General features: G+C 33.7%; 26 protein-coding genes. 7 read left to right on the forward strand and 19 right to left on the reverse strand.

Annotated elements, in window-relative coordinates; genetic code table 11:
* Window positions 1–3 precede the first annotated feature (3 nt).
* Window positions 4–435 (reverse strand): response regulator, encoded by a 432-nt coding sequence (locus BM289_RS19980; protein WP_091496815.1) that lies wholly within the window; start codon window positions 433–435, stop codon window positions 4–6.
* A 202-nt stretch (window positions 436–637) separates the two neighbouring features.
* Here BM289_RS19980 and BM289_RS19985 point away from each other — a divergent pair, with 202 nt between their 5' ends.
* Window positions 638–1,138, forward strand: coding sequence for a pyridoxamine 5'-phosphate oxidase family protein (locus BM289_RS19985; protein ID WP_091496817.1), 501 nt, complete (start codon window positions 638–640; stop codon window positions 1,136–1,138).
* 260 nt (window positions 1,139–1,398) lie between these two features.
* On the opposite strand, the gene BM289_RS19990 is transcribed toward BM289_RS19985, so the two are convergent.
* From BM289_RS19990 to BM289_RS20000, 3 genes are all read right to left on the reverse strand, one after another.
* Complete coding sequence (locus BM289_RS19990) at window positions 1,399–2,115, reverse strand: DUF72 domain-containing protein (protein WP_091496819.1); 717 nt, start codon at window positions 2,113–2,115, stop codon at window positions 1,399–1,401.
* A complete protein-coding gene (locus BM289_RS19995; protein ID WP_091496821.1) occupies window positions 2,112–2,843 on the reverse strand; it encodes a DNA-formamidopyrimidine glycosylase family protein in 732 nt (243 codons plus the stop codon). Before BM289_RS19995 ends, BM289_RS19990 begins: the two co-directional genes overlap by 4 nt.
* A 68-nt stretch (window positions 2,844–2,911) precedes the next feature.
* A complete protein-coding gene (locus BM289_RS20000; protein WP_091496823.1) occupies window positions 2,912–3,493 on the reverse strand; it encodes a YciE/YciF ferroxidase family protein in 582 nt (193 codons plus the stop codon).
* Between the two features lie 188 nt (window positions 3,494–3,681).
* Here BM289_RS20000 and BM289_RS25350 point away from each other — a divergent pair, with 188 nt between their 5' ends.
* Entirely contained in the window at window positions 3,682–4,239 is a 558-nt protein-coding gene (locus BM289_RS25350) for a hypothetical protein (protein ID WP_143102107.1), read from the forward strand.
* A gap of 61 nt (window positions 4,240–4,300) precedes the next feature.
* On the opposite strand, the gene BM289_RS20005 is transcribed toward BM289_RS25350, so the two are convergent.
* From BM289_RS20005 to BM289_RS20040, 8 genes are all read right to left on the reverse strand, one after another.
* Window positions 4,301–4,945 (reverse strand): DUF5661 family protein, encoded by a 645-nt coding sequence (locus BM289_RS20005; protein ID WP_091496825.1) that lies wholly within the window; start codon window positions 4,943–4,945, stop codon window positions 4,301–4,303.
* A 93-nt stretch (window positions 4,946–5,038) separates the two neighbouring features.
* Window positions 5,039–5,200: a DUF1328 domain-containing protein gene (locus tag BM289_RS20010; protein WP_091496826.1), complete on the reverse strand. Its 162-nt coding sequence runs from the start codon at window positions 5,198–5,200 to the stop codon at window positions 5,039–5,041.
* Between the two features lie 72 nt (window positions 5,201–5,272).
* Complete coding sequence (locus BM289_RS20015) at window positions 5,273–6,370, reverse strand: DNA topoisomerase IB (RefSeq protein ID WP_091496828.1); 1,098 nt, start codon at window positions 6,368–6,370, stop codon at window positions 5,273–5,275.
* Window positions 6,371–6,411: 41 nt separating this feature from the next.
* Window positions 6,412–6,651, reverse strand: coding sequence for a DUF7218 family protein (locus tag BM289_RS20020; protein WP_091496830.1), 240 nt, complete (start codon window positions 6,649–6,651; stop codon window positions 6,412–6,414).
* 186 nt (window positions 6,652–6,837) lie between these two features.
* Window positions 6,838–7,287 (reverse strand): hypothetical protein, encoded by a 450-nt coding sequence (locus tag BM289_RS20025; protein WP_091496832.1) that lies wholly within the window; start codon window positions 7,285–7,287, stop codon window positions 6,838–6,840.
* Window positions 7,288–7,298: 11 nt separating this feature from the next.
* On the reverse strand, window positions 7,299–7,610 hold the full coding sequence (locus tag BM289_RS20030) for a hypothetical protein (RefSeq protein ID WP_143102108.1): 312 nt from the start codon (window positions 7,608–7,610) through the stop codon (window positions 7,299–7,301).
* Window positions 7,611–7,697: 87 nt separating this feature from the next.
* On the reverse strand, window positions 7,698–8,570 hold the full coding sequence (locus tag BM289_RS20035) for an XAC2610-related protein (RefSeq protein WP_091496837.1): 873 nt from the start codon (window positions 8,568–8,570) through the stop codon (window positions 7,698–7,700).
* Window positions 8,571–8,692: 122 nt separating this feature from the next.
* Window positions 8,693–8,866, reverse strand: coding sequence for a hypothetical protein (locus BM289_RS20040; protein ID WP_244165422.1), 174 nt, complete (start codon window positions 8,864–8,866; stop codon window positions 8,693–8,695).
* Between the two features lie 152 nt (window positions 8,867–9,018).
* On the opposite strand from BM289_RS20040, the gene BM289_RS20045 reads away from it, so the two are divergent.
* Window positions 9,019–9,606 (forward strand): DUF4142 domain-containing protein, encoded by a 588-nt coding sequence (locus tag BM289_RS20045; RefSeq protein WP_091496839.1) that lies wholly within the window; start codon window positions 9,019–9,021, stop codon window positions 9,604–9,606.
* Window positions 9,607–9,848: 242 nt separating this feature from the next.
* On the opposite strand, the gene BM289_RS20050 is transcribed toward BM289_RS20045, so the two are convergent.
* From BM289_RS20050 to galA, 5 genes are all read right to left on the reverse strand, one after another.
* Window positions 9,849–10,832 carry an aldo/keto reductase gene (locus BM289_RS20050; RefSeq protein WP_091496841.1) on the reverse strand — a complete coding sequence of 328 codons (984 nt, stop codon included), beginning with the start codon at window positions 10,830–10,832 and terminating at the stop codon, window positions 9,849–9,851.
* A 172-nt stretch (window positions 10,833–11,004) separates the two neighbouring features.
* On the reverse strand, window positions 11,005–12,057 hold the full coding sequence (locus BM289_RS20055; protein ID WP_091496843.1) for an NAD(P)-dependent alcohol dehydrogenase: 1,053 nt from the start codon (window positions 12,055–12,057) through the stop codon (window positions 11,005–11,007).
* 124 nt (window positions 12,058–12,181) lie between these two features.
* The gene (locus BM289_RS20060) at window positions 12,182–12,589 is read right to left on the reverse strand and encodes a cupin domain-containing protein (RefSeq protein ID WP_091496844.1); all 408 of its coding nucleotides are present in this window, start codon (window positions 12,587–12,589) and stop codon (window positions 12,182–12,184) included.
* A 407-nt stretch (window positions 12,590–12,996) separates the two neighbouring features.
* Window positions 12,997–13,866: a helix-turn-helix domain-containing protein gene (locus tag BM289_RS20065; RefSeq protein ID WP_091496845.1), complete on the reverse strand. Its 870-nt coding sequence runs from the start codon at window positions 13,864–13,866 to the stop codon at window positions 12,997–12,999.
* Between the two features lie 272 nt (window positions 13,867–14,138).
* Window positions 14,139–16,958 (reverse strand): beta-galactosidase GalA, encoded by a 2,820-nt coding sequence (gene galA / locus BM289_RS20070; RefSeq protein ID WP_091496847.1) that lies wholly within the window; start codon window positions 16,956–16,958, stop codon window positions 14,139–14,141.
* Window positions 16,959–17,170: 212 nt separating this feature from the next.
* Between galA and BM289_RS20075 the strand changes: the two genes are divergently transcribed.
* Window positions 17,171–17,551 carry a hypothetical protein gene (locus tag BM289_RS20075; RefSeq protein ID WP_091496849.1) on the forward strand — a complete coding sequence of 127 codons (381 nt, stop codon included), beginning with the start codon at window positions 17,171–17,173 and terminating at the stop codon, window positions 17,549–17,551.
* Window positions 17,552–17,717: 166 nt separating this feature from the next.
* Here BM289_RS20075 and BM289_RS20080 read toward each other — a convergent pair whose 3' ends face one another.
* On the reverse strand, window positions 17,718–18,122 hold the full coding sequence (locus BM289_RS20080; protein WP_091496851.1) for a lysozyme inhibitor LprI family protein: 405 nt from the start codon (window positions 18,120–18,122) through the stop codon (window positions 17,718–17,720).
* Window positions 18,123–18,187: 65 nt separating this feature from the next.
* Window positions 18,188–18,676, reverse strand: coding sequence for a TlpA family protein disulfide reductase (locus BM289_RS20085; protein ID WP_091496853.1), 489 nt, complete (start codon window positions 18,674–18,676; stop codon window positions 18,188–18,190).
* A 304-nt stretch (window positions 18,677–18,980) separates the two neighbouring features.
* Here BM289_RS20085 and BM289_RS20090 point away from each other — a divergent pair, with 304 nt between their 5' ends.
* From BM289_RS20090 to tyrS, 3 genes are all read left to right on the forward strand, one after another.
* Window positions 18,981–19,283: an ArsR/SmtB family transcription factor gene (locus BM289_RS20090; RefSeq protein ID WP_091496855.1), complete on the forward strand. Its 303-nt coding sequence runs from the start codon at window positions 18,981–18,983 to the stop codon at window positions 19,281–19,283.
* A gap of 7 nt (window positions 19,284–19,290) precedes the next feature.
* A complete protein-coding gene (locus tag BM289_RS20095; protein ID WP_091496857.1) occupies window positions 19,291–20,397 on the forward strand; it encodes an NADH:flavin oxidoreductase in 1,107 nt (368 codons plus the stop codon).
* Between the two features lie 426 nt (window positions 20,398–20,823).
* A complete protein-coding gene (gene tyrS / locus BM289_RS20100) occupies window positions 20,824–22,026 on the forward strand; it encodes a tyrosine--tRNA ligase (RefSeq protein WP_091496859.1) in 1,203 nt (400 codons plus the stop codon).
* The last annotated feature ends 161 nt before the right edge of the window (window positions 22,027–22,187 follow it).

A 22,187-nucleotide genomic window follows, 5' to 3' on the forward strand; every position in this document is an offset into this window, starting at 1 on the left:
AAATTAGAATTTGAAAACAAAATTAGATTTGGTTGGAATAAATTTATCCCACTCAATCTGAATAGCTAATTCTATAGATTTGATAATATCACTCATCAAAATAGGTTTTGTTATAAAGGCATTTGCTCCCAGAGCTCGGCATTTCTCAATAATTCCAGGTTCGCTTGAAGTAGAATAAATTACAACTGGAATATCTTTTTTATAGTCGGAATTTCTAAGCTCTTCTAAAACATCGAATCCATTTTTTCCTGGCATATTTAAATCTAGAAAAACTACATATGGAGTTGATGGCGGATTAAATATGGCACTTAGCAGTTTATCTCCTCCACTATAGGTCTGCAATTTAATTTCTCTTGGTATCGAATCTACTGCGTCGGTAAAAATGCTGATATCATCTTCGTCATCGTCAGTATATAATATAGTGTAATCAGCCATGGTGTTTTCGAGTGTAATTTTAATAAGCCAAATATAGGGTATTTTTTTGGGGTAAGCCCAATTTTGAGTTAAATTCCTACAATATCTCAAATTGGAATCTCATAATTTCTATGTTTTATTATATAATAAGAAAGAAATTAAAAATCCCAACTTTACATTTCTATTACTTATTAGATAAATACAAATTTTAAAATACAACATCATGGGAGATCATAAAGACCTTACAGACGAATTTGCTGTCGATAAAATTAAAGATCTGGCAGAACATATTAAAACCTGTATGTTTTGTACATACAATGAATATAGATTACAATCAAGACCAATGTCTGTGCAGAAAATAGACGATTTAGGACAACTTTGGTTTTTATCGGATCGAAACAGCAGTCAGAATGCTGAAATTACTGCAAATCCAACAGTAGAAATTTTCTTTTCTGAACCGCACGACAAATTCCTTACATTACATGGAACGGCAAGTATTTCGTATGATCGAGAAACGATTAAAGAATTATGGAGTCCAGTTGTAAAAGTCTGGATGCCAGGAGGCGAAGACGATCCAAATTTAAGTGTAATTAAAGTCGTGCCGGAAGACGGTTATTATTGGAATAACAAAAACGGTAAAATGGTCGCTATCGCTAAAATGACCGCTGCCTTTGTTACTGGAAAAACAATGGATGATGGAATTGAAGGAACTTTGAAACTTTAATGGTGGGGCTGGTTTAACCGCAAAGAGTGCAAAGAATTACGCAATCCCGATAGCTATCGGGAGCAAAGTTTTTTTAGCCACAGATTAAATAGATTACAAAGATTTCAAAAAATCCTAATAATCTATTTAATCTGTGGCTAAATATTTTAAACGCAAAGTTCGCAAAGCTTTATTCTTAAAACTTTGCGAACTTTGCGTTTTTTTTTAGACCCCGCATATCAAAAAACTTTGCGTGCTTTGCGGTTAAAAACAAAATTTATTTAGACATTCATTCGTTTTAATTCTAAAGCATTCAAAATACCAGCTTCGCTTGCAGTATTATTAAAATAAACAAATCCTTTCTTTTTAGTATCAATATTACTATTTATATCAGTTAATTCATCAGTAGAATAACTGGAATGAAACATTTTGGGAATTCCGTGAAATCTAATATACAATAAAGGAAAATCTTTAAAGATAGTCTGCGGAAGATTAGGATGACTCACACTGCAGAATGTAATATTATTTTCTTTGAAAGAATTCCAAACCTCAGCATTCCACCAGCTTTCATGTCTAAATTCGATTACATTTTGAAAATCATAATTCAAAATACCAATTATACTATGCAATTTTTCTTTACTAAACACATAACTAGGCGGAAATTGAAACAAAATTGCCCCCAGTTTATCCTTCATTCCATTTTTACAAATACTATAAAAGTCATCTAAAAGACTTTCGCAATCTTGAAGTTTTTTGATATGTGTAATTTCTTTTGGGACTTTGATTGAAAATAAAAAATCTTTGGGTGATTTATCGTACCAATTCTTAAAAATTCGAAGGGTTGGAAACTTATAAAAACTGCCGTTAAATTCATAAGTGTCAAAATGCTGGCAGTAAAAATTAAACCATTCTTTTGACGGTAAAGTCTGTGGATAAAATACTTTTTTCCAAAAACTGTTATAATAACTCGAGCAACCTATTAAAACTTGATTTTTCATATGTATAATTCTTGACAATTGGGACAGAAAAAACTTCTGCGTTTTCGGTCTCCAGTCTGTTTTTTGTGAATAGGAAGATTGCATCTTAGACAGACACTTTTGGTGTAAGCTTCCCAATGCTGTTTGAGTTCGAATTTCTTTTTCCAATACAAAAATTCGAAACTATAAATCGAACATTCGGCAATAATCTGACTGATTTCATTTGGCGGAATTTTTCCAATTATAGATTCTGGATGAATATAACAGCGGTACAATACTTCGTTTTTGATGATATTCCCTACTCCTGCAAAAATATTTTGATCTAGGACCACATCACAAATCATTTTATCTGGCATTTTTTCTAAACTGACTTGCGCCATTTTGGGATCCCAATTTTCATTCATTACATCGACACTCCAATCGTAATGAGAATTAATATCGCCTTCTAAGAATTTAACGGAACAGGTGTAGAAATTGAGTTCTCCATCTTCAAAAACGAGACTTAAACGTGGCGTCGATTCTTTACGTTCGTTAACTCTATAAGTACCAAACATCAGCATGTGAATTTTAACGGTAAAAGAATCAAAACAAATTAAAAAATGTTTACCCCAGGTATTGAATCTATTAATCGTCTTATCTTTTAGTCGGGAAATATCAATACTCGCATTTCCAGAAACAGAAATGATTTTCTTTCCAGTAAATTGCTGTACTTCTTCTTTTAAAATTACTATGGAAGGACCTTCTGGCATATAATTTTCTTTAGGTTTGTATAAAAAAGTGCAGTCCGAAAACTGCACTTATAAGTATATTTTATTTTTTATTCAATTTCTGCAGCTTCAAGATTCACTGCATTTACGGCAACTTCAGTCAAAATCTTATCGGCACCTTTTTCTTCATCTAGTGTCTGCTCTAAAAGTGTTGCTGCTTCCGGCAATCCTAGAGTTTCAGCAAATTGTCTTAAAGTTCCATAAGTGGCAATTTCATAATGTTCAATTTTCTGGCTTGCAGCGATAATTCCTGCATCACGAACTACTCCAATTTCGGTTTCTTCAAGCATTCCTTTGGCTTCTTCAATAAGCCCATCCATGGCGTCGCATTTTTTGGCTGTAGCTTTTTTTCCAATAATTTTAAAAACTTCCTCCAGACGAGTAATTTGTTCTTCGGTTTCGGTTAAATGATTGTCAATTGCATCTTTCAATTCTACTGAAGAAGCATTTTTAACCATTGTTGGCAATGCTTTGGTCAAAGCTTTTTCAGCCCAATAAATATCTTTTAAACCGTCTTCAAATAATTCTGTAAGTCCCGAAGCCGCATTCGATTTTGGTTTTGTAACGCCTCTAGGCGTTGTTTCTTTTGCAGTGGCTTTTTTACTATTCGTAGTTTTCTCTGTAGTTTTCATGGTAATAATTTTTATGATTAATAAGATGATAAAATTACTGCCTGCAAAATCAGACTGGTTATATGATTTTATCTTTAAATTTCATTCTAAACATCTGTTAATTATACAATTACACAAGACAATCGTATAAGAATTCCTAAATTATTCAGCGCTAAATTTGAAGATATAAATTACTAAAATTGAATATCATGGATACGACAGACAAAAGAAACAGCACCTTTCCTAAAGATCCAGGAAATCCAAATACTTCAGACAGAAACACTGTAATGAATGAGGAACTTTATGACTTAAATACAAAAAGAACCCAAAGCAGTAATGCTGAAGATGCAGAACGAGGCTACACGGTTCGAAATGGCCATAATCCGAATAAACCAAATCCTGACGAAAAACTTAACGGTTATGACGACGATTTGGACGATTTAAATGATGATTTTCATAATGACAGAGATCTGGAAGATACCGATGACGATGTTTATGAAGTGGTTTTGGAAGAAGGAGAAGAATTTGACGATGAATTCGATGAGGAAGAGGAGTACATCGAAGAGGATTTAGATGATGAAGTTGAAAATGACGAATTTGACAATCCTGCCGATACCTTCGAAAATGACTTCAGCGAAACCGAAGATGTTTTAGAAGACATCGACGATGATGAAGATTATGAAAACAACAATTATGTTGAAGACGATGTACAGCGTCAAAAGAAAAAAAATAAATTTACAAAAGAAGAGCAAAGAAGGCTTTACTAAGTAAAACCAAAAAAGCCGTTAAGTTCATTCTTAACGGCTTTTTATTGAGTTTAAAATTCAATTAATCACCAATAATTTTCAATACCGGGATATCGTCCATTCGCTCCAAGCGTTCTGCCAAGCCCGCTCTTGCTTCACTAAGTTCCTGCTCTGCTTTGCCTAATTCTTTATACCATTGCTCCTTTCCTATTGATGAAGACTCCAGTTTACGCACTATTTCATAAATTTCACCCTCAGCTTCCATCACTTTTAATCTTTTATAATAGGTCAAACTTTCGGTCATGTGTGCTAGTGCAATCATAGCCGTTAAAAAAGGATGATTGTTGGTCACATTCACATCTTTTACTTTTCCATGCTCCAATTCTACTTTCAATGCAAATGCAAATTCTTCCATATTAAAAGCTTCATGTTTGCTATTTGGGTCTAAATAGGCTTTTATAGCATGCACATTATTCATTGTCGAAAGATCAACATCTGTAGTTTTACTATTTAAATCTTTAAAAACTACATTTGCAATTGCTCTGGCTTCGGCAATTGTGGGATCGTTGTCAGGATTGTCAAAATCGCGAACCGACCAATCCCAATTTTCAGGATGAACAGGTTTAATGTATTTTTCACAAAAATCTGTTACATCATTTTTTAGGCTTACCATCACATCATCCCTTTTAATATAAACATCCTGATAAGCACCGCTTTTTGTTCCCATGATTGCTATTTTTTCTTTATTGAAACCACAAACGACACATTATCGAAATAAATGTGCCGTTGTAGTTTGTTCTTTATTTTACTGATATTCTTCTTATACTTTTGATCTTCCTGAGATTAAAGAAATAATAAATAATACTAAAAAGATGAAGAATAAAATCTTAGCTATACTTGCAGCTCCAGCGGCAATTCCGCCAAAACCAAATATTCCCGCCACTATGGCTAGAATAATAAAAATGACTGTCCAACGTAACATAATAATAGTTTTTTAGTTAATACTGATTTTGTTTGTATTGAAAGCTTTTAGAGAGATGCTTCAAACTCTATATTATTGACACGGCGATTCTAAATCGATTTGATAATTCTGAATCAATTCAGAAAAAGCTGTTTCTGTTTTTGTAAAATATTTTTTTGTGCTTCGGCTTTTCTTTACTTTATCAAAATACTTTTGGATACTTCCATCTTCGTAAGTTGAAATCAAAAGGGGATGCACATAATAATCTTTGCAAACTTTTCTAGTGTTTCCGAGTGCTTCGGCGGTTAGATCAAAAGCAGTTATAATATTTTGTTTAATTTCTTTTTCGTTGGAAGTAATTCCTAATTCCATCAAACTTTCAAAAAATATTATGGATGCTGCCCAGGTTCTAAAATCTTTTGCACTGAAATATTCTCCCGAAATAGCATGTAGATATTCATTTACAGCATGGCTATCCAATACCTTTTTTTCGCCATTTTTATCGTAATATTTAAAAACTTCATAGCCTGGAATTTCTTCGCAGCGACTTACCAATTTGATGAGTTTTTTATTTCGGGTTGTGATCGTGTGTTGTTTTCCTTTTTTACCTACAAACTCAAATCGAAGTGAATTACGATTGATATTAATATGTCTTTTTCTTAAAGTAGAAAGTCCATATGATTTATTGTCTTTGGCATATTTCTCGTTACCGATTCTGATATGCGTTTCCTCCATTAATCGAATTACCAATGCCGTTACTTTTTCTTTTGACCATTCTTTCTTTTCTAAATCAATATCGACCTGCTTTCTTATGGAGGGAAGCTTTGCTCCAAACTCTGCTATTTTGTAAAACTTAGTCTGATTCCGAATTAAATTCCATTTTGGATGATAACGGTACTGCTTTCTATTTTTAAGATCGGTTCCAACTGCTTGTAAATGTCCGTTTGTAACATCTGTAATTCGGACATTTTCCCATGCGGGAGGCAAAACAAGACTGTTGATGCGTTTGATTTCATTTTTGCTTTTTACATCTCTTCCGTTCTTTTTATAAACGAAATTTTCACCTTCACGACAACGGATAATCGTTAATTGATTATCATTTATATATTCTAAATCCAGTTTTTCAATTACTAAATGCGGCGCTTTAATCAACTGATTCATTAAGACTTCTTTTCGGGCTGCTGCATTCATGGTATTTATTTTTTTATCACTGAAATGGTTTTGATCAATTATTAGTTATTTCTTAAAGATTCAATCAGATCTTTTTTGTTCATATAAGACCTTCCTTTTATTCCAACTTTACTAGCTTGTTTTTGAAGTTCTTCTTTTGTCCATTCTTCATAAGGTTTTGCTTTTCCACCTTTTTTTCCTGCATCTGGTGTATTGGCAATACGAGCAGATTTTTCTTTGCTGTATCCTTTTTTTACCAACGCTTCATATTGCTCTTCATTCTTAATTCTCGGATTTGGCATGACTTTAAATTTTAAGGTTAAATTCTAAAAATCTGATAAGTCAAAGTTCATCAAAAAGTAAGGCGTTTCTGTTATAGAATTTTTTGCAGAATTTTCATATTTGTGGGATGGGAATTGTGAAAGACAGGATATAAAAAAATCCCGCTCATTGGAATGACGGGATTCTTTAATAAAAGAAATATTTATTTATTTGAGTTTACTTCTAATAGCAGAAATAATTTCTACATAGTTTTCAAAACTATCTGGCGAAATTATTAAGTTTTTGTTATTAACTAATTGTAATACTGTTTGAGTATATCCGTCTGTAAGATATCCTGATTTCCCTTTCATTCTAATTTTTTGAGTTTTAAAACCTATTATAGATATAAAAGGAATAAATTGTCTATGCCTAGAAATAACAAATATCTTTTCAATCCCTTCTTCTTTTATTGTTAACTTGAAAGTTTTAGCCAAATCTAATGCTGCGAAAAAGAGAAGAACTAAAAAAACAAGCGAAAAAATAAAAACAGGGTTTTTAGTAAGTTTAGAATATTGCGAAATACTATTTATGCATAAGTATAATGTAAAAATAAAAACCAGAAAACCAATCCCTGCTCTTATCCAAAACAACTTTCTAAATTTCGATTTGATTTCCATAATTATATTAATTAACTCCAACTCATATCAATTACAACTCTATTTCCCGTAATCTTAACTCTTCCGCCATAAGCACCTTTTTTAGGATGGATTTCGTAAGTAATTGTTCCATCCTTTACTTTCATTTTACTGTTTTTAAATCCTTTACTTTCTTGCATCCAATTTTTTATCTGTGAATCAGAGCAAGTAAATTCAATTATAAACTGTCTGGTAAACATACTTCCTCTTTTTTCCAGATGTGTAATATCGGCATCTTTTGGAAGTTTTTGTAACTCTCCCCAACTTAAGGCCGCTTCAATAGCTTCCTCTCTATACCAAGGCATAACAAATGGAGAGAAAAAATTAATATAAAAGCAAAAAACTCCAAAAAAGAAAATTCCGAAAAAAAACTTAGCGCTTTTTGTCATAAATTAATCACATTTTACTTTTTCTAATTTACCCGATTTAGTATCTAATTTAAGACAGGTTTGCTTTAGCAAAACCATCTTATTATTGACTACTTTATATTCTGCATCAATAACACTGCTTCCAGCACAGCACGAATTATGTTCGTAGATTCGTTTGTTTTTTTTGTCAAATTCTAAAGAACTCCCACTAAAACTACTTTCAAAATATTTTCCTGTTTTGGGATTGTACAAAAAATACAAACTGGAAGTATTTGGGCCGGCAGAGCCTCCTTCATAAACAGAAAAATCTTCTATTCCATCAAAATTATAATCATCAATACTAATGTTTCCTATTCCTAAAAGCTGGCATTCTACATCGAATTTCTGAATTAACTTATCAGTCTTTTTTTCATAAATCTTCACTCCTTTCACTTTCGGTTCATAATCATCTTTTTGTTTAGAAAGTACTAATTTAAAATACTTATCTTTAAAAGAAACCCGCTGCAGCATTTCCCTTTCTTTCCCTTCCATATCATAAGCCTGCTCTACATCAAATTCTCTTGCTAGTCTTATTGAAAGCTCTTTACCTGAATTTAAATCTTTCCAAATTCCATTTAGCTGACTACTTTTTGCATTATAGTTTTGAAATGTTAGACTAGCAGTAGCTTTATCATTTGTGTCTTTTTCTGTAAAAACCAAAGTTTTGCCCTTTATTTTAGCATCTAAGCCAATTGGAGTATCAAAATTAGTGTAGGCGTAAATTCCAGAACCAACGCCATCAGAATAAACATAGCTCACAAACTCTATTGGATATTTATCAATAAAACCTTTGTAGCTTATTTGAGCAGAAAGGAAGATTGTTGTTATAAAAAATAGGAAAGTAATTTTTTGTTTCATCAAAAATAGATTTGAGTATTCAGATTCAATATGCGTATAAATAGTTTTATTTTTTACATTATTTCAAAGATCCATCATCCTTTATGAATTGAAAAGGATAACATCCCTTATTATTTTTCCTCCTATCTGCATAAATGTTCCAAATAATCCCCTCTCCAATCTTCTGTATCATTTTCTTTAGGTGTGTCCCAGCAAATCACTCCACAAAAATTAGGTTCATCTAAGTCGTCTTTTACTACTATACCATTCTCATTACCTAAAGTAACCTTCATTCCATAAGTAAAAGTATTTTCCATTTTTTTGATTTTCTAGTTTAGCTAATATAATATCTTTTTATTTGAAAAATGAGAAATTACATCCAAATCCTATAAAAATCTCTAAAAATCCTGTAAGATATTCCTTTTTGTTCTAGATAATTTTACATCATAACATTTAAAACCATACAATCATGAAAAAGTTACTATTAGCCGGAAAAGCCATTTTAGGAGCAGGATTAATTATTATATTCCTTCAGTCTTGTAAAAACGAAACGAAACAAGAAGACCCAAAAGAAGTTGCAGAAGATGCAAACGAGGCTAAATTTGATTCTATAGACAGTAAAGAAGATGATTCTGAATTTTTAGTAGATCAGGCAGAAATCAATTTAGCTGAAATCGAAATAGGAAAATTGGCACAAAGTAAAAGTACCAATCCAGAAGTGAAGAAATTTGGTAAAATGCTTGTTGATGAGCATACTAAATCAGCTTCAGAAGTAAGCGCTTTAGCAAAAGCAAAAAACTTTACTTTACCAACTTCTCTAACAGAAGAAGGTCAAGAAGAATATAAAAAACTAAACGAAAAATCAGGTGTAGATTTTGATAAAAAATTCGCAGATATGATGATCGACGGTCACGAAAAAGCAATTAATAAACTTCAAGATGCCTCAAAAAATGCGGTAGATGAAGATGTTAAAACGTGGGCATCTAACAGCATTGCGGGTTTAACTGCACATCTAGAACATGCAAAATTATTAAAGCAGAATTTAGATAAAAAGTAAAATAAATTTAATTGGTTATTTATTTTTAAACGGCAAGGATTCTGAGATTCTGAGTAAGTATTTTTTTAAACAATTTAGTATTATTAGACCCTCAAATCTTTGCTAAAAAACCCCTCAAGAGTTGAATTGCTTGAGGGGTTTGTTTTTAGATGCAAAGGTGCAGAGGCTCAAAGTGACAGAGGTTTCCCTGTGCAAAAACCTTTGTCACTTTGAGCCTTTGTCACTTTGAGTCTTAGAGAAACTTATTTCCCAGCTATTTTCTGTAAATGCTCTGGGTATCTTGAACCTTCGATAGTAATTTTAGAAACGGCTTCATTAATTTCAGCCAAATCTTCGGCAGAGAGCTTTAGGTCTAATGCAACAAGATTTTCTTCCAATCGATGCAGTTTGGTTGTTCCTGGAATTGGAGCAATCCATGGTTTTTGAGCTAAATTCCATGCCAATGCGATTTGTGCGTTTGTGACTCCTCTGTCTGAAGCCATCTTGCCTAATAAATCAACAAAAGCTTGATTTGTTTTTCTTGCTTCAGGAGCAAAACGTGGCAGTGTATTTCTAAAATCTGTACTGTCAAATTGCGTATTTTCATCAATTTTTGCTGTTAAAAAACCTCTTCCCAACGGACTAAAAGGCACAAATCCAATTCCGAGTTCTTCTAAGGTTGGAAAAATTTCTTCTTCCGGCGTTCTCCACCAAAGTGAATATTCACTCTGCAACGCTGTAACAGGCTGAACAGCATGTGCACGGCGAATACTTTCTGCGCCAGCTTCCGAAAGTCCGAAATGTTTCACTTTTCCTTCCTGAATTAAATCTTTGATCGTTCCTGCAACCTCTTCGATTGGAACATTTGGATCTACACGATGTTGATAATACAAATCAATTACATCTGTGTTCAATCTTTTTAAAGAACCTTCAATACTTTTTCTAATCCATTCCGGACGACTGTCTAAACCTTTTTTAGAATCTCCTTCTAAAAAACCGAATTTAGTCGCAATTACAATTTTATCGCGAAAAGGAGCTAAAGCTTCTCCCAGCAATTCTTCATTCAAAAATGGTCCATAACATTCGGCAGTATCAAAAAAAGTAATTCCTTTTTCGTAAGCTGAACGCAAAAGATGGATCATCTCATTTTTGTCATGAGCAGGACCATATCCAAAACTCATTCCCATACAGCCCAGTCCCAGTGCAGAGACTTCCAGACCGCTATTTCCTAGTTGACGTATTTGCATTTTTTTTCTTTTTTAGGGACAGAGTTACAAAGGTTTCTTTGCAAAAACCTCTGGAGGTTTAAAGCTTTATCCCTTTAAACCTAGTTTCAAATTCTTTTTTATTAATTTGAGAAAAGCTAAAAGATTTATTCAAGAAAAAACTCTGAACCTTTGTAACTTTGTCACTTTGAACCTATTTCAAAGACTCCATATCAATCACAAATCGATATTTAACGTCTCCTTTTAATAATCTTTCGTAGGCATCATTCACATCATTTACGCCAATTACTTCAACATCTGAAGTAATGTTGTGTTCTGCGCAGAAATCAAGCATTTCCTGAGTTTCTTTAATTCCTCCAATTAGCGAACCAGAGAAACTTCTTCTTCCTAAAATCAAACTGAAAGAGGTTACGGGAAGCGGATCCATCGGCGCACCAACCAAAGTAAGTGTTCCATCAACTTTTAGTAAGTTTAAATAAGCATCGATATTGTGTTCTGCAGAAACGCAATCTAAAATAAAGTTTAAACTTCTGGCATGTTGTGCCATCTGTGTTTCGTCTGTAGACAATACAACCTCATCTGCTCCAAGACGTTTTGCATCATCAGTTTTAGATAAAGAAGTTGTAAAAACCACAACGTGAGCCCCCATAGCTTTTGCTATTTTGATTCCCATGTGTCCGAGACCTCCAATTCCAACGATTCCTACTTTTTGACCAGGACCTACTTTCCAGTGTTTTAATGGCGAATAAGTGGTGATTCCGGCACATAATAATGGGGCTACAGCAGCAAGATCTAATTTGTCTGAAATGTGTAGAACGAAGCTTTCATCAACTGTAATACTTTGGGAATAACCTCCGTAAGTTTGTCCTCCTAAATGTTTGTCAGGTGAATTGAATGTTTGAATATTTCCTTCATCACAAAACTGTTCCTGATCATTTTTACAATGTTCGCATTCTCTACAAGAATCCACCATACAACCTACTCCTGCCAAATCGCCAACTTTGAAACCTTTTACATGTTCTCCTACTTTTGTAATACGACCCACAATTTCGTGTCCCGGAACAATCGGATAAATGGTTCCATGCCATTCATTTCTAGCCGTATGCAAGTCTGAGTGACAGATTCCGCAGTATAAAATTTCGATTTCAACATCGTGTGCCTGTACTGCTCTTCTTTTAATATCTAAGGTTTGTAATGGTGCTTCGGCTGCTTCTGTACCAAAGGCTTTAATGCTTTTTGTTTCCATTTTTTTTATAATTTGTTTCGATTTTTTGTTTCAGGTTTAACCGCAAAGAGCGCTAAGGTTTACGCAAAGCACGCCAAAGAGAATAAACATAGAACCTTGGTATCTTAGAATCTTAGCAACTTTACTAGAAACTACTTAAGAGAAAATACTCTCCGTCCGTTACAGGCTCAAGCCAAACGCCGTGACCTTTATCCACTTCTGTAATAATGGCTACATAAGAGAATTTCTCAAACGGAGTGGCACCGTACCAGTGCTCTACACCTGGTAAAATAGTCACTACTTCATTTTTTTTAAGCATTCTCACTGCACTTCCTCTCTCTTGGTAATAACCACTTCCTTCTTTTGCAATCAGCATATGCAAGCCTGCATTACTATGCCAATTACTTCTTGCGCAAGGCTCGAAAGTCACTTCCTTTACAACAGTGTTTTCTGGATGAATATCACTGGTTTGTTTTTTATAGGAAACGTCACCCGTCATGTAGGTGTTCGGGACTTTTCCTTCTTCGATAACGGCTGAATAATTTGTTGACATAAATTTACTTATTTTTTGAGTTTGATTTTATTTTAAACTATATATTATTCATTACCAAAACGTTAAGAACAACCCGTTATTCCTTTTTTTTGCATTTTCGGTAATGTATAAATTCACTGTTTGGTTAATTTTCCTTCCAGTTGGTGTAAAATATTCTAAAAGCTACATCTCGCTTTAGAAAATAGAATTGTTAATTCATTTCAGAGTTTTTCATAATTTTTCGGTTTTAGGAATTATCAGAATCAGAAACTAAATTGGAGAAAGCTAGAAGGCGCTTTATGAAGTAGTTATTTAGTCCGTTAAAAACTGATAAATGATTAATACTGTAATTTCAGAGGCAAAATTAGGCTAACAATGCTTCTGAAAAATAACAATATTCAAACAAAAAATTATGAAATTGAAACAATTTACATGCGAAATGATTTTGGAACCGTTCCTGTAAGCCTTTTAAAATAATTATTAAAATAACTTGGATATTCAAATCCTAGCGAATAACCAATGTCCGAAATACTCCAATCAGTATGCTGCAATAATGCTTTGGCTTCGTTTATAATTCGGTCCGTAATATGTGCTGTTGTTGATCTTCCTGTAACTTCTTTTACAGAACGGTTTAAATGATTGACATGGACCGCTAGACTTTGTGCATAATCCTGCGGTGTCTTTAATGCCAAAGGCTCGTTTTTGGTTTCTATCGGAAATTGTCTTTCTAATAATTCCAGGAATAAAGAGGTAATTCTGGATGAAGCATTTTTATGTTTGAAGAAATTCTCCGAAGGCTGCATCTTCATTGATTCGTGAATTATCAAGTTGACATAACTGCGCATTAAATCGTCTTTAAAAACATAATCGGTTTCATATTCCTGAATCATTTTTTGGAATAACGAATCTATAAAAACCTTTTGCTCAGCGTTTAAAGAAAAGATTGGGGTTCCTCCTATTTTAAACAAAGGCGATTCCTGCAATGTTTCAGAACGGTCTTTTGCTTTCAGGAATTCTTCTGTAAAAACGCAGGCGTAACCTTCATAATTCTCTGAAAGTGTTTCCCATGAATACGGAATAATAGGATTACCGAAAAACAAAATGCTTCCGTCGGTTTCTATGCCGCGGTCAGCGTATTGTATAAGGCTTTTGCTGGTATTGATGCAGATTTTATAAAAGTCTCTTCGGCTATAAACTGGAACTTTACTAAAATCTCCATTTATAGGATACACTTTAAATCCCTTCATTTTTAAATCTGAAGTAAAATCGCAATTCTGAGTTTCTGTCTGATTATTCATTTTGCAAAGTTATGAAAATCAAACAATATTTAGTTTTTTTTTGTTTCAGGTTTCAGGTTTCAGGTTTAACCGTAAGGAGCGCTAGGATTTACGCAATCCCGATAGCTATCGGAAGTATTTTTTTTTTTTTTTTGGGAGGGGACAAGAAATAATCTCGCAAAGTCGCAGAGCCGCAAAGTTTTTTCTCTCGCAGATTTTGCAGATAAAGGAGATTTTTTATTTTTGATTGGATTAATCTAATAATCTGCTTTATCTGCAAAATCTGCGGGAGACTATTTTAAATTTAAACTTCCAGTTCGTAATCCTTTTGCGGAAGCGGATAAAATAACTTCTTTGGCATTATCTTCTTTTTGGATAATGATTTGAGCGTAGCCGTTGAAAAGCCTTCTTTTCCAAGATTCCGCAGGCGTAATAACCTGAATAATTCCGGGATCGGTATTCATAACGTCCCAGTCTTTTATTTTTTGTAAAGGAGTTGCTACTATATGAATCGTATTTTTTCCTTCTTTTAAAATTGCTGTATTAAAAGTATATTTTAGGGAATCTTCTTTACATGGTTCTACTTTAGTTCCGTTTACAAAAACAGCTGCTTCTACTCCTATTTTTTTGTAAAAGAAACTCACTGTATTTTTAACCGAATTTCTTTTTAATTCAAATTCCCCTCTATAAACATAACTCGGTGCTTGTTTTTTATAATCACGGTCTTTAAAAGCGGTAATCCATTTACTCTCAGTATAATTTGATAATTGCTGAGGCAAAACAGCAGTTGTTTCTTCTTGCTCCTGAAAATTCGTTATCGAAACCAAAGCCAAATCATCTATAAACTGATCGTTTTCTAATGACGTTGGATTGCCGTTTCCTACGCCTAAAATTTTACCGCCTTTTATCGAAAATTCTATTTCATCGTTTGCTGTGGGAACATGAAGACCGTTTTTATCTGTAAGTTCAACCGTAATTACAGAAACATTTCCTTTTGCAACATTTTCTTTATCCAAAGACAATTTGATATTTTCAGCTTTAGCCGTGGTTTTCTGAATTTCAGTAAGTACTTTTTTACCATTCTTATATCCTACAGCTTCCAAAGTTCCCGGCGCATAATTTACTTTCCATTCTAAATGTCCATTTTGCTCCATTTTCTTTTTTCCTAAACTTTTTTTGTTCAGGAAAAGTTCTACCTCATCACAATTAGAATATGCCCAGACATCAATTGCTGCGCCTTCCATTCCACTCCAGTTCCAATGTGGTAATAGGTGTAAAACAGGTTCTTTTCCCCACCAAGATTTTAAATAAAAAACATTGTCTTTGGGAAAACCGCAGACATCCATCATTCCGAAATAAGACGTTACAGATGGCCAGCCATAAGGCGTTGGTTCTCCTCGATAATCAAAACCGGTCCAAATGAACATTCCAGCTAAATAAGGACGTTCTGCATAAAATTTCCAGCCTTCTTCTATACTATAAAAAGTAGGTCTTGGCTTTTTGTCGTAGGCACTTTGGTAATGTTTGGCATCGTCAGTAAAATAAATCCCTCGGGTTGCAAACGTAGAACCTTCCTCCGTTCCCATTCCGGGCTGATTTTTAAACTGATTTCTATGTGCATCAATATCTCCGTTTCCAAGATAATTATACCCCATAATTTCAACTACAGAAGAAATCCCGCTTTTAAATCCGCTGCTGATTCCAACCGTTATTGGTCTTGTCGGATCGATGCTTTTGGCGAAATTCTGCATTACATTGGTCACTCTTTCACCTACAATGCCACCTTCAATATTCCATTCTTCATTTCCAACCGACCAGCAGAAAATACTTGGATGATTTCGGTCACGCTCCATCATTCGTTGCAAATCATTCAAATGATAATCGTTTATTCCCATTAAACGAGTTTCATCAATCACCAACATCCCTAATTCATCACAAGCTTTTAACAACTCAGGAGTCGGAGGATGATGCGAGCAACGATACGCATTTGAACCCATTTCTTTCAGTTTCTTAATTCTGTAATACTGAATTTCGTCTGGCAATGCCGTACCAATTCCTGCATGATCTTGATGATTGTTGGTTCCTTTCAATTTTAAAGGTTTTCCGTTAAGGAAAAAGCCATTTTCAGGATCAAACATAATGGTTCTGATTCCGAAAGTAGTTTCATAGCTGTCAATTACTTTTCCGTTTTGCTGTATTTGAGTAACCAAACGATATAAATTTGGATAATCAACATCCCACAAAAGTGGATTTTTCACATTTAGTTTTGAAGTAAAAGTTGCTGTTTTATAAAATTCAGGTGCAGTAAATTGTTCAGATTTTGTTGCAATCTGTTTATTCGAAGCGTCGAAAATAGTCTGAATAACTTCTAAAGAACCAAAAAAATTCCCTTTATTTTCAATAGAAACCTCTGCCGTAATTTCAGCATCATTATTTTTCAGTTCGGAAGTTACATAAGTACCATTTGTCCTAACATGAATCGGATTTGTCTTTTGTAAATATACGTGTCTATAAATCCCTGCTCCTTCATAAAACCAGCCTTCTTCCATCGAAGCATCAGCACGTACAACGACTGTATTTTCTCCGCCATAATTGACATAAGCCGTAACATCATATTCAAAACCATTATAACCGCTTTGTTCAGTTCCAAGATAAAATCCGTTATAAAATACTTTTGAATTTCTAAAAACACCGTCAAATTTGATTGAGATAATTTTACCTAAATCACTTTCTGGAATATTAATTTTCTTTCTGTACCAGCCAATGCTTTTTTCAGGATAATTTTTACCTGCCGCTTTAAATCCGTGGCTGAAACTGGCGCTTTCGCTAAAAGGCTGTTCAACCGCCCAATCATGAGGAAGATCTAGTTTTCTCCAAGCGCGATCGTCAAAATCTTTTGCTGCAGGGCCATCTCCAAAACCTGTTTTGGTTAAATATGAAAAATAACCTTCTGCATGTCCAAAATCTTTTTTAGTGTCATATAAATGTCCGAACGAAAATCGCCATTCTTTATCAATTAAAATTAGTTCTCTATCCGATTTTTGAGCCGAAACCCAAAACGATAATAACAGAAAAAAAGAAAGTAAAGTTTTTGGAACAAAAGTGGTTTTCATAAAGATGGTTGTTAGTAAATCAAATAGCGATAAAAATAAGGTTTTTAGCATAAACGGATTAATAGTATTTTATCAAAAGCTGATAACTCATTCATATTAATGCTTCTAAACAGGCTTTCAAAATTTAGAATGAATCTAATGGCTTAAGATTCAAGAATAATTTTCTTTTGATGTAACTTTATCTTAAAATCATAAAAAAAGCAAGAATTATTATGGGTACTATTATAAACGAAAATAGACTCCACAGTAAATTTAAAACCCTGGATCATAAGATTAGCGAGCTTAATGATCAAAAGATTGTTGCTTTTTTTGAATCTTTAGGATTAACAGAAAGAAGTGATGTTGCAAAGGATTTCCTGAAATGGGAAAACATTCTGATAGTCGTTCCAAACCGACATGTATCTCATGAATTGAAATATTACAAATATGCAATTTCCAGAATTTCATTTCTAACAAATCCTTACGCAGATCAGATTCATATCTATGATCTTAAAGAATGGAAAAGAGCATCGGGAAACAAAACACAGTTTCAGATTAGAGAAATGCTGAAGACGAGTTTTGGAGGGGTTAAAAAGATTATTAAGGAATCTTAAAAACAAGGAAAAAGTAATGCGAAAAGAGGCTGTCTCAAAAGTCGAGACAACCTCTTTTTTATTTGGGTACCTATCGGAGAAATTTTCCATTTACGCGATTCTCAACAGCTTGATTTTACTTTTGAGACAGCCTCTTTTTTAATTTTTTAAAGCTGAAATTAAAAATCTAATTTCTCTTAATCAATTCTTTCACTCTTCCAAAAACAAAATTGGCTTTTTCATCAAAAACAACCATCTCAAAATCACGGGTTCCTTCGATAAAATGTCCTTCTTTCTTCGTATCAGCATAAACTTTTTCAAAATAGACATCCCTTTTTTTAAGCCATTCCAGTTGTTCTTTTTTTAGTTTAGATTGTTCTTTGGAACTTATTTTCTCTTTAAGATTTTTATAAACCACATTTAGCAGACTGTCCGATTGATTGTAATAATTTATCGAACAACCACTCATATTATTTCCTTTATCCAAACATTTCTGATAATTCAATTTCATTTTTGAAACTGTTTCCAGTGTCTGCGAATTGGATTTAAACGAAACCAAGACCAATACTGCTAAAAGTGTCTTTTTAATCATAATCTTATTTATTTAATTATTGTTATTCCTGATTGTAAAACATACAACATAAAAGCCGAGAAAACTTATTCCAAAATACTTTTTACCATATCTTCAAGCGCTTTTCCGTGAATGTTTTTAGCCAAAATAATGCCATTTTTATCAACCAAAAAGTTCAAAGGCACCGATTGCAACATATAATCGCCCACAACTGGAGACTGCCAGTATTTTAAGTCACTAACGTTTGTCCACGGTAATTTCCCTTTTGCAATGGCTCCAGTCCATAAAGGCTTTTTGGTATCCATTGAGACACCATAAATAGATAATTTATCTGGATACGCATTGTGCAACTTTAGCAATAATGGCTGTTCTTTAATGCAAGGTCCACACCATGAAGCCCAAAAGTCTACTAAAACCAAGGAACCTCTTAAAGAAGAAAGTGCTATTTTTTCTCCTTTAGTATCTGGAAGATCAATTTCTGGAGCGATGTCGCCAACATCAACACCTACAACTTGTGCTTTCACACCAGTTATTACACAACATAAGAATGTAAAAATGAGTAAAGTTTTTTTCATGATTTAAGTTTAATTTGATTTGAGGTTATTTAAATTTTGCTATAACTGCATTGTTTGTCATTTCGACGAAGGAGAAATCACACTAGAAATTCCGCAAAGTATGTCGTCAATCTTTGTCGATTTCCGAGTGTGATTTCTCCTTCGTCGAAATGACATAAAATGAGAATAGAATACAAAAACAAATATAAATTTTCTTTGCTAAAATTCTAAAACATCAAAGCATTTTCTCCTTCCACAATCATAAAATTATGCTAAATAAATTTCTCTTAATTGGTATATCGGGAAAAGTCGATATATTTGTATCATGGAAACGATAGAAATTTTTAAAGCTTTATCTAACAAGTCCAGACTACAAATGCTGGAATGGTTAAAAGAACCGGAAATTAACTTTCCGGGTCAGCTGGAACATGCCGGATTTGAACACGGAGTATGTGTGGGTCAGATTCAGGCTAAGGCTGGTTTAACACAATCGACAGTTTCAGAATATCTGTCTATTTTACAACGCGCTGGTTTTATCGAAGCCAAACGTGTGGGACAATGGACTTACTATAAACGCAACGAAGGTGCCTTTGAAGCACTTAGTAAATTAATTCAATCTAATTTGTAAAATTACTATGAGTACAAACAACCTTTTTTCTCCGTTTAACTTAAAAACGTTAAACCTGAAAAACAGAATCGTAATGGCGCCAATGACGCGCTCTTTTTCTCCAAACGGAGTTCCAACTGACGAAGTAGCCGCTTACTACCAAAAAAGAGCGGAAGGCGAAGTTGGTTTGATTTTATCTGAAGGAACTGTAATTGACAGACCTTCATCTTCTAACGACGCTAATGTTCCTCACTTTTACGGTGATTTAGCTTTAAACGGTTGGAAAAAAGTAATTGAGAAAGTTCATGCTGCAGGCGGACAAATGGGACCGCAAATCTGGCATATGGGAATTATGGATAACCATCATTCAGGATGGGTTCCTCCAGTTCCTTTCGAAGGTCCGTCTGGATTAAATCGCCCTGATTTTAGAAATGGTGTTGCCATGACTGAAAAAGATATCGAAGACACTATCCTTGCTTTTGGTAAAGCAGCTGCTGATGCTAAAAGATTAGGTTTTGACACGATCGAAATTCATGGCGCACACGGTTATTTAATCGATCAATTCTTTAGAGCTGAAACTAATTTACGTGAAGATATTTACGGTGGTAAAACTTTGCCAGAACGTAATCGCTTTGCTATCGAAGTAATCAAAGAAATCAGAAAACAGGTTGGAAATGATTTTGCAGTTATTATGCGTTTTTCTCAATTCAAACCTTCTGATTACAATTATAAACTGGCTAAAAATCCGCAGGAATTAGAAGCTTGGCTTACTCCTCTTGTAGATGCTGGAGTTGATATTATACATGCTTCTCAACGCAGATTCTGGGAACCTGAATTTGAAGATTCTGATCTAAACTTTGCTGGTTGGGCTAAAAAAGTAACGGGAGCACCAACTATTACGGTAGGTTCTGTTGGGCTTTCTGGTGATTTCTTCGGTGCATTTGCGGGAGAAAGCTCTCAGCCGACTTCTTTGGAAGAATTAAACAGACGTTTCGACAGAGGCGATTTTGATTTGGTTGCCGTTGGAAGACCTCTTTTATCTGATCCAAACTGGGTAGCTAAAATCAAAGCAGGAAAAACTGATGAGTTAAAAGGTTTTAGCAAAGAAGCTTTGGGACAATTGGTTTTAGAATAATTTTTTTTTAAGATACAAAGGTTCAAAGGGATAAAGTTTTTCCTTTGAACCTTTGTTATTTTCTACCATGCAGGTTTATATTCAAATCTGTGTATATCTGCTGAAATCTTTTAAAATCTGCGTGAAATAATTTTGCGCATCGATTTTTCACTCAGATTTATACAAATTAAGCAGATCAAATTAGATTTTATTTATTGTATTTCAGCTAACGGATCAAAAGTTAGTACAAAACATTTATCTTTGCAGTCATGAAATTCTTGAACAACATATTACGCCTTCCATTTTTCAGCACTTATTATTATGCAATAATATCTGCTCGGATAGGCTATGCATATAATTCAACGTATTCACAACTGTAAATTAAACAGATAAATTATATAACCTTAAAGCCCGGGCATTTTGTCCGGGCTTTTTTATTTTAAAAAAATGGAAACAATTCAAAAACTTAAAGAAAATGCCACCATCTTCCTTCCTGAAAATGGTTTGGAAGAAAAATTAAATCAGGTTGCAAAAGAAAACAGAAAACTGATTATCAAAGTGGGATTTGATCCTACTGCACCTGATTTACATTTAGGACATGCTGTTGTATTGAAAAAGCTAAAACAATTTCAGGATCTCGGACATCAAATTGTAATTGTAGTGGGAAGTTTTACCGCACAAATTGGCGATCCAACTGGTAAAAACAAAAGCAGAAAACCATTAAATGAAGAAGAAGTACAACACAATGCTGCTACATACATTTCGCAATTATCAAAGATTATTGATGTAGAAAAAGCGCAAATCGTTTTTAATTCTGATTGGCTTGATGCGCTTTCTTTTTCTGAGATTATTCAGATCATGTCTAATGTTACGGTTGCTCAATTAATGCACAGAAATGATTTTAATAAACGTTTTACAGAAAATACCCCTATAGCCATGCACGAATTGGTTTACCCTATTCTGCAGGGATTTGATTCAGTAAAAATCAATGCAGATATTGAAATGGGTGGTACCGATCAGCTTTTTAATTGCACAATGGGAAGACAATTGCAGGAAAATTTTAAAATGCCTGCCCAAATTGTAATGTGCATGCCTTTGTTGAAAGGTCTTGACGGAAAAGAAAAGATGAGTAAATCACTTCACAATACCATCGGTTTAATTGATGAACCAAATGAAATGTTTGGCAAAACGATGTCAATTCCGGATAATCTTATTTTGGAATTTCTAGAATTGACAACCGATTTTTCATTCAAAGAAAAACTGGAAATAAAGAAAAGGCTGGAACTAGAGAATCCGATGGACATCAAAAAGCTAATTGCAAAAAATATCATCAGACAATACCATGATCAAAATAGCGCTGAGGAAGCTGAAAGATTCTTTGTCAATCAATTTCAAAATAAAAATGCAGAAGCCAAATCATTTACCTCGGTTATGATTTCTTCTTTAGAAAACGAATCCAATCAAATTGCCTTAATTGACCTTTGTTCGTTAATTAAAAATGATATTACAAAATCGGCAAACAGAAGATTGATTGAAAGCGGTGCCGTTCAGATTAATCAGGAGAAGATTCTAAATCCATACGAGTTGGTTCCGCTAATCAAAGAGACCAAAATCAAAATCGGAAAAAGAAATTTTTATGAGTTACTTTAGGTTAAGGTGCAAAGTGGCAAAGTAACAGAGAAACAAAGGCTTTACTTTGGTTATCTAAAATGCAAAAGAGCCTGTCTTACAAGGACAACCTCTTTGAATAAAAGATAATGCTTGCTAAAAAAACACTACCATAAACTCCAAAAGGGTACATTATTTATAGA

This window comes from Flavobacterium phragmitis, from assembly GCF_900112575.1.
In the GTDB taxonomy this organism is placed as follows: Bacteria; Bacteroidota; Bacteroidia; order Flavobacteriales; family Flavobacteriaceae; genus Flavobacterium; species Flavobacterium phragmitis.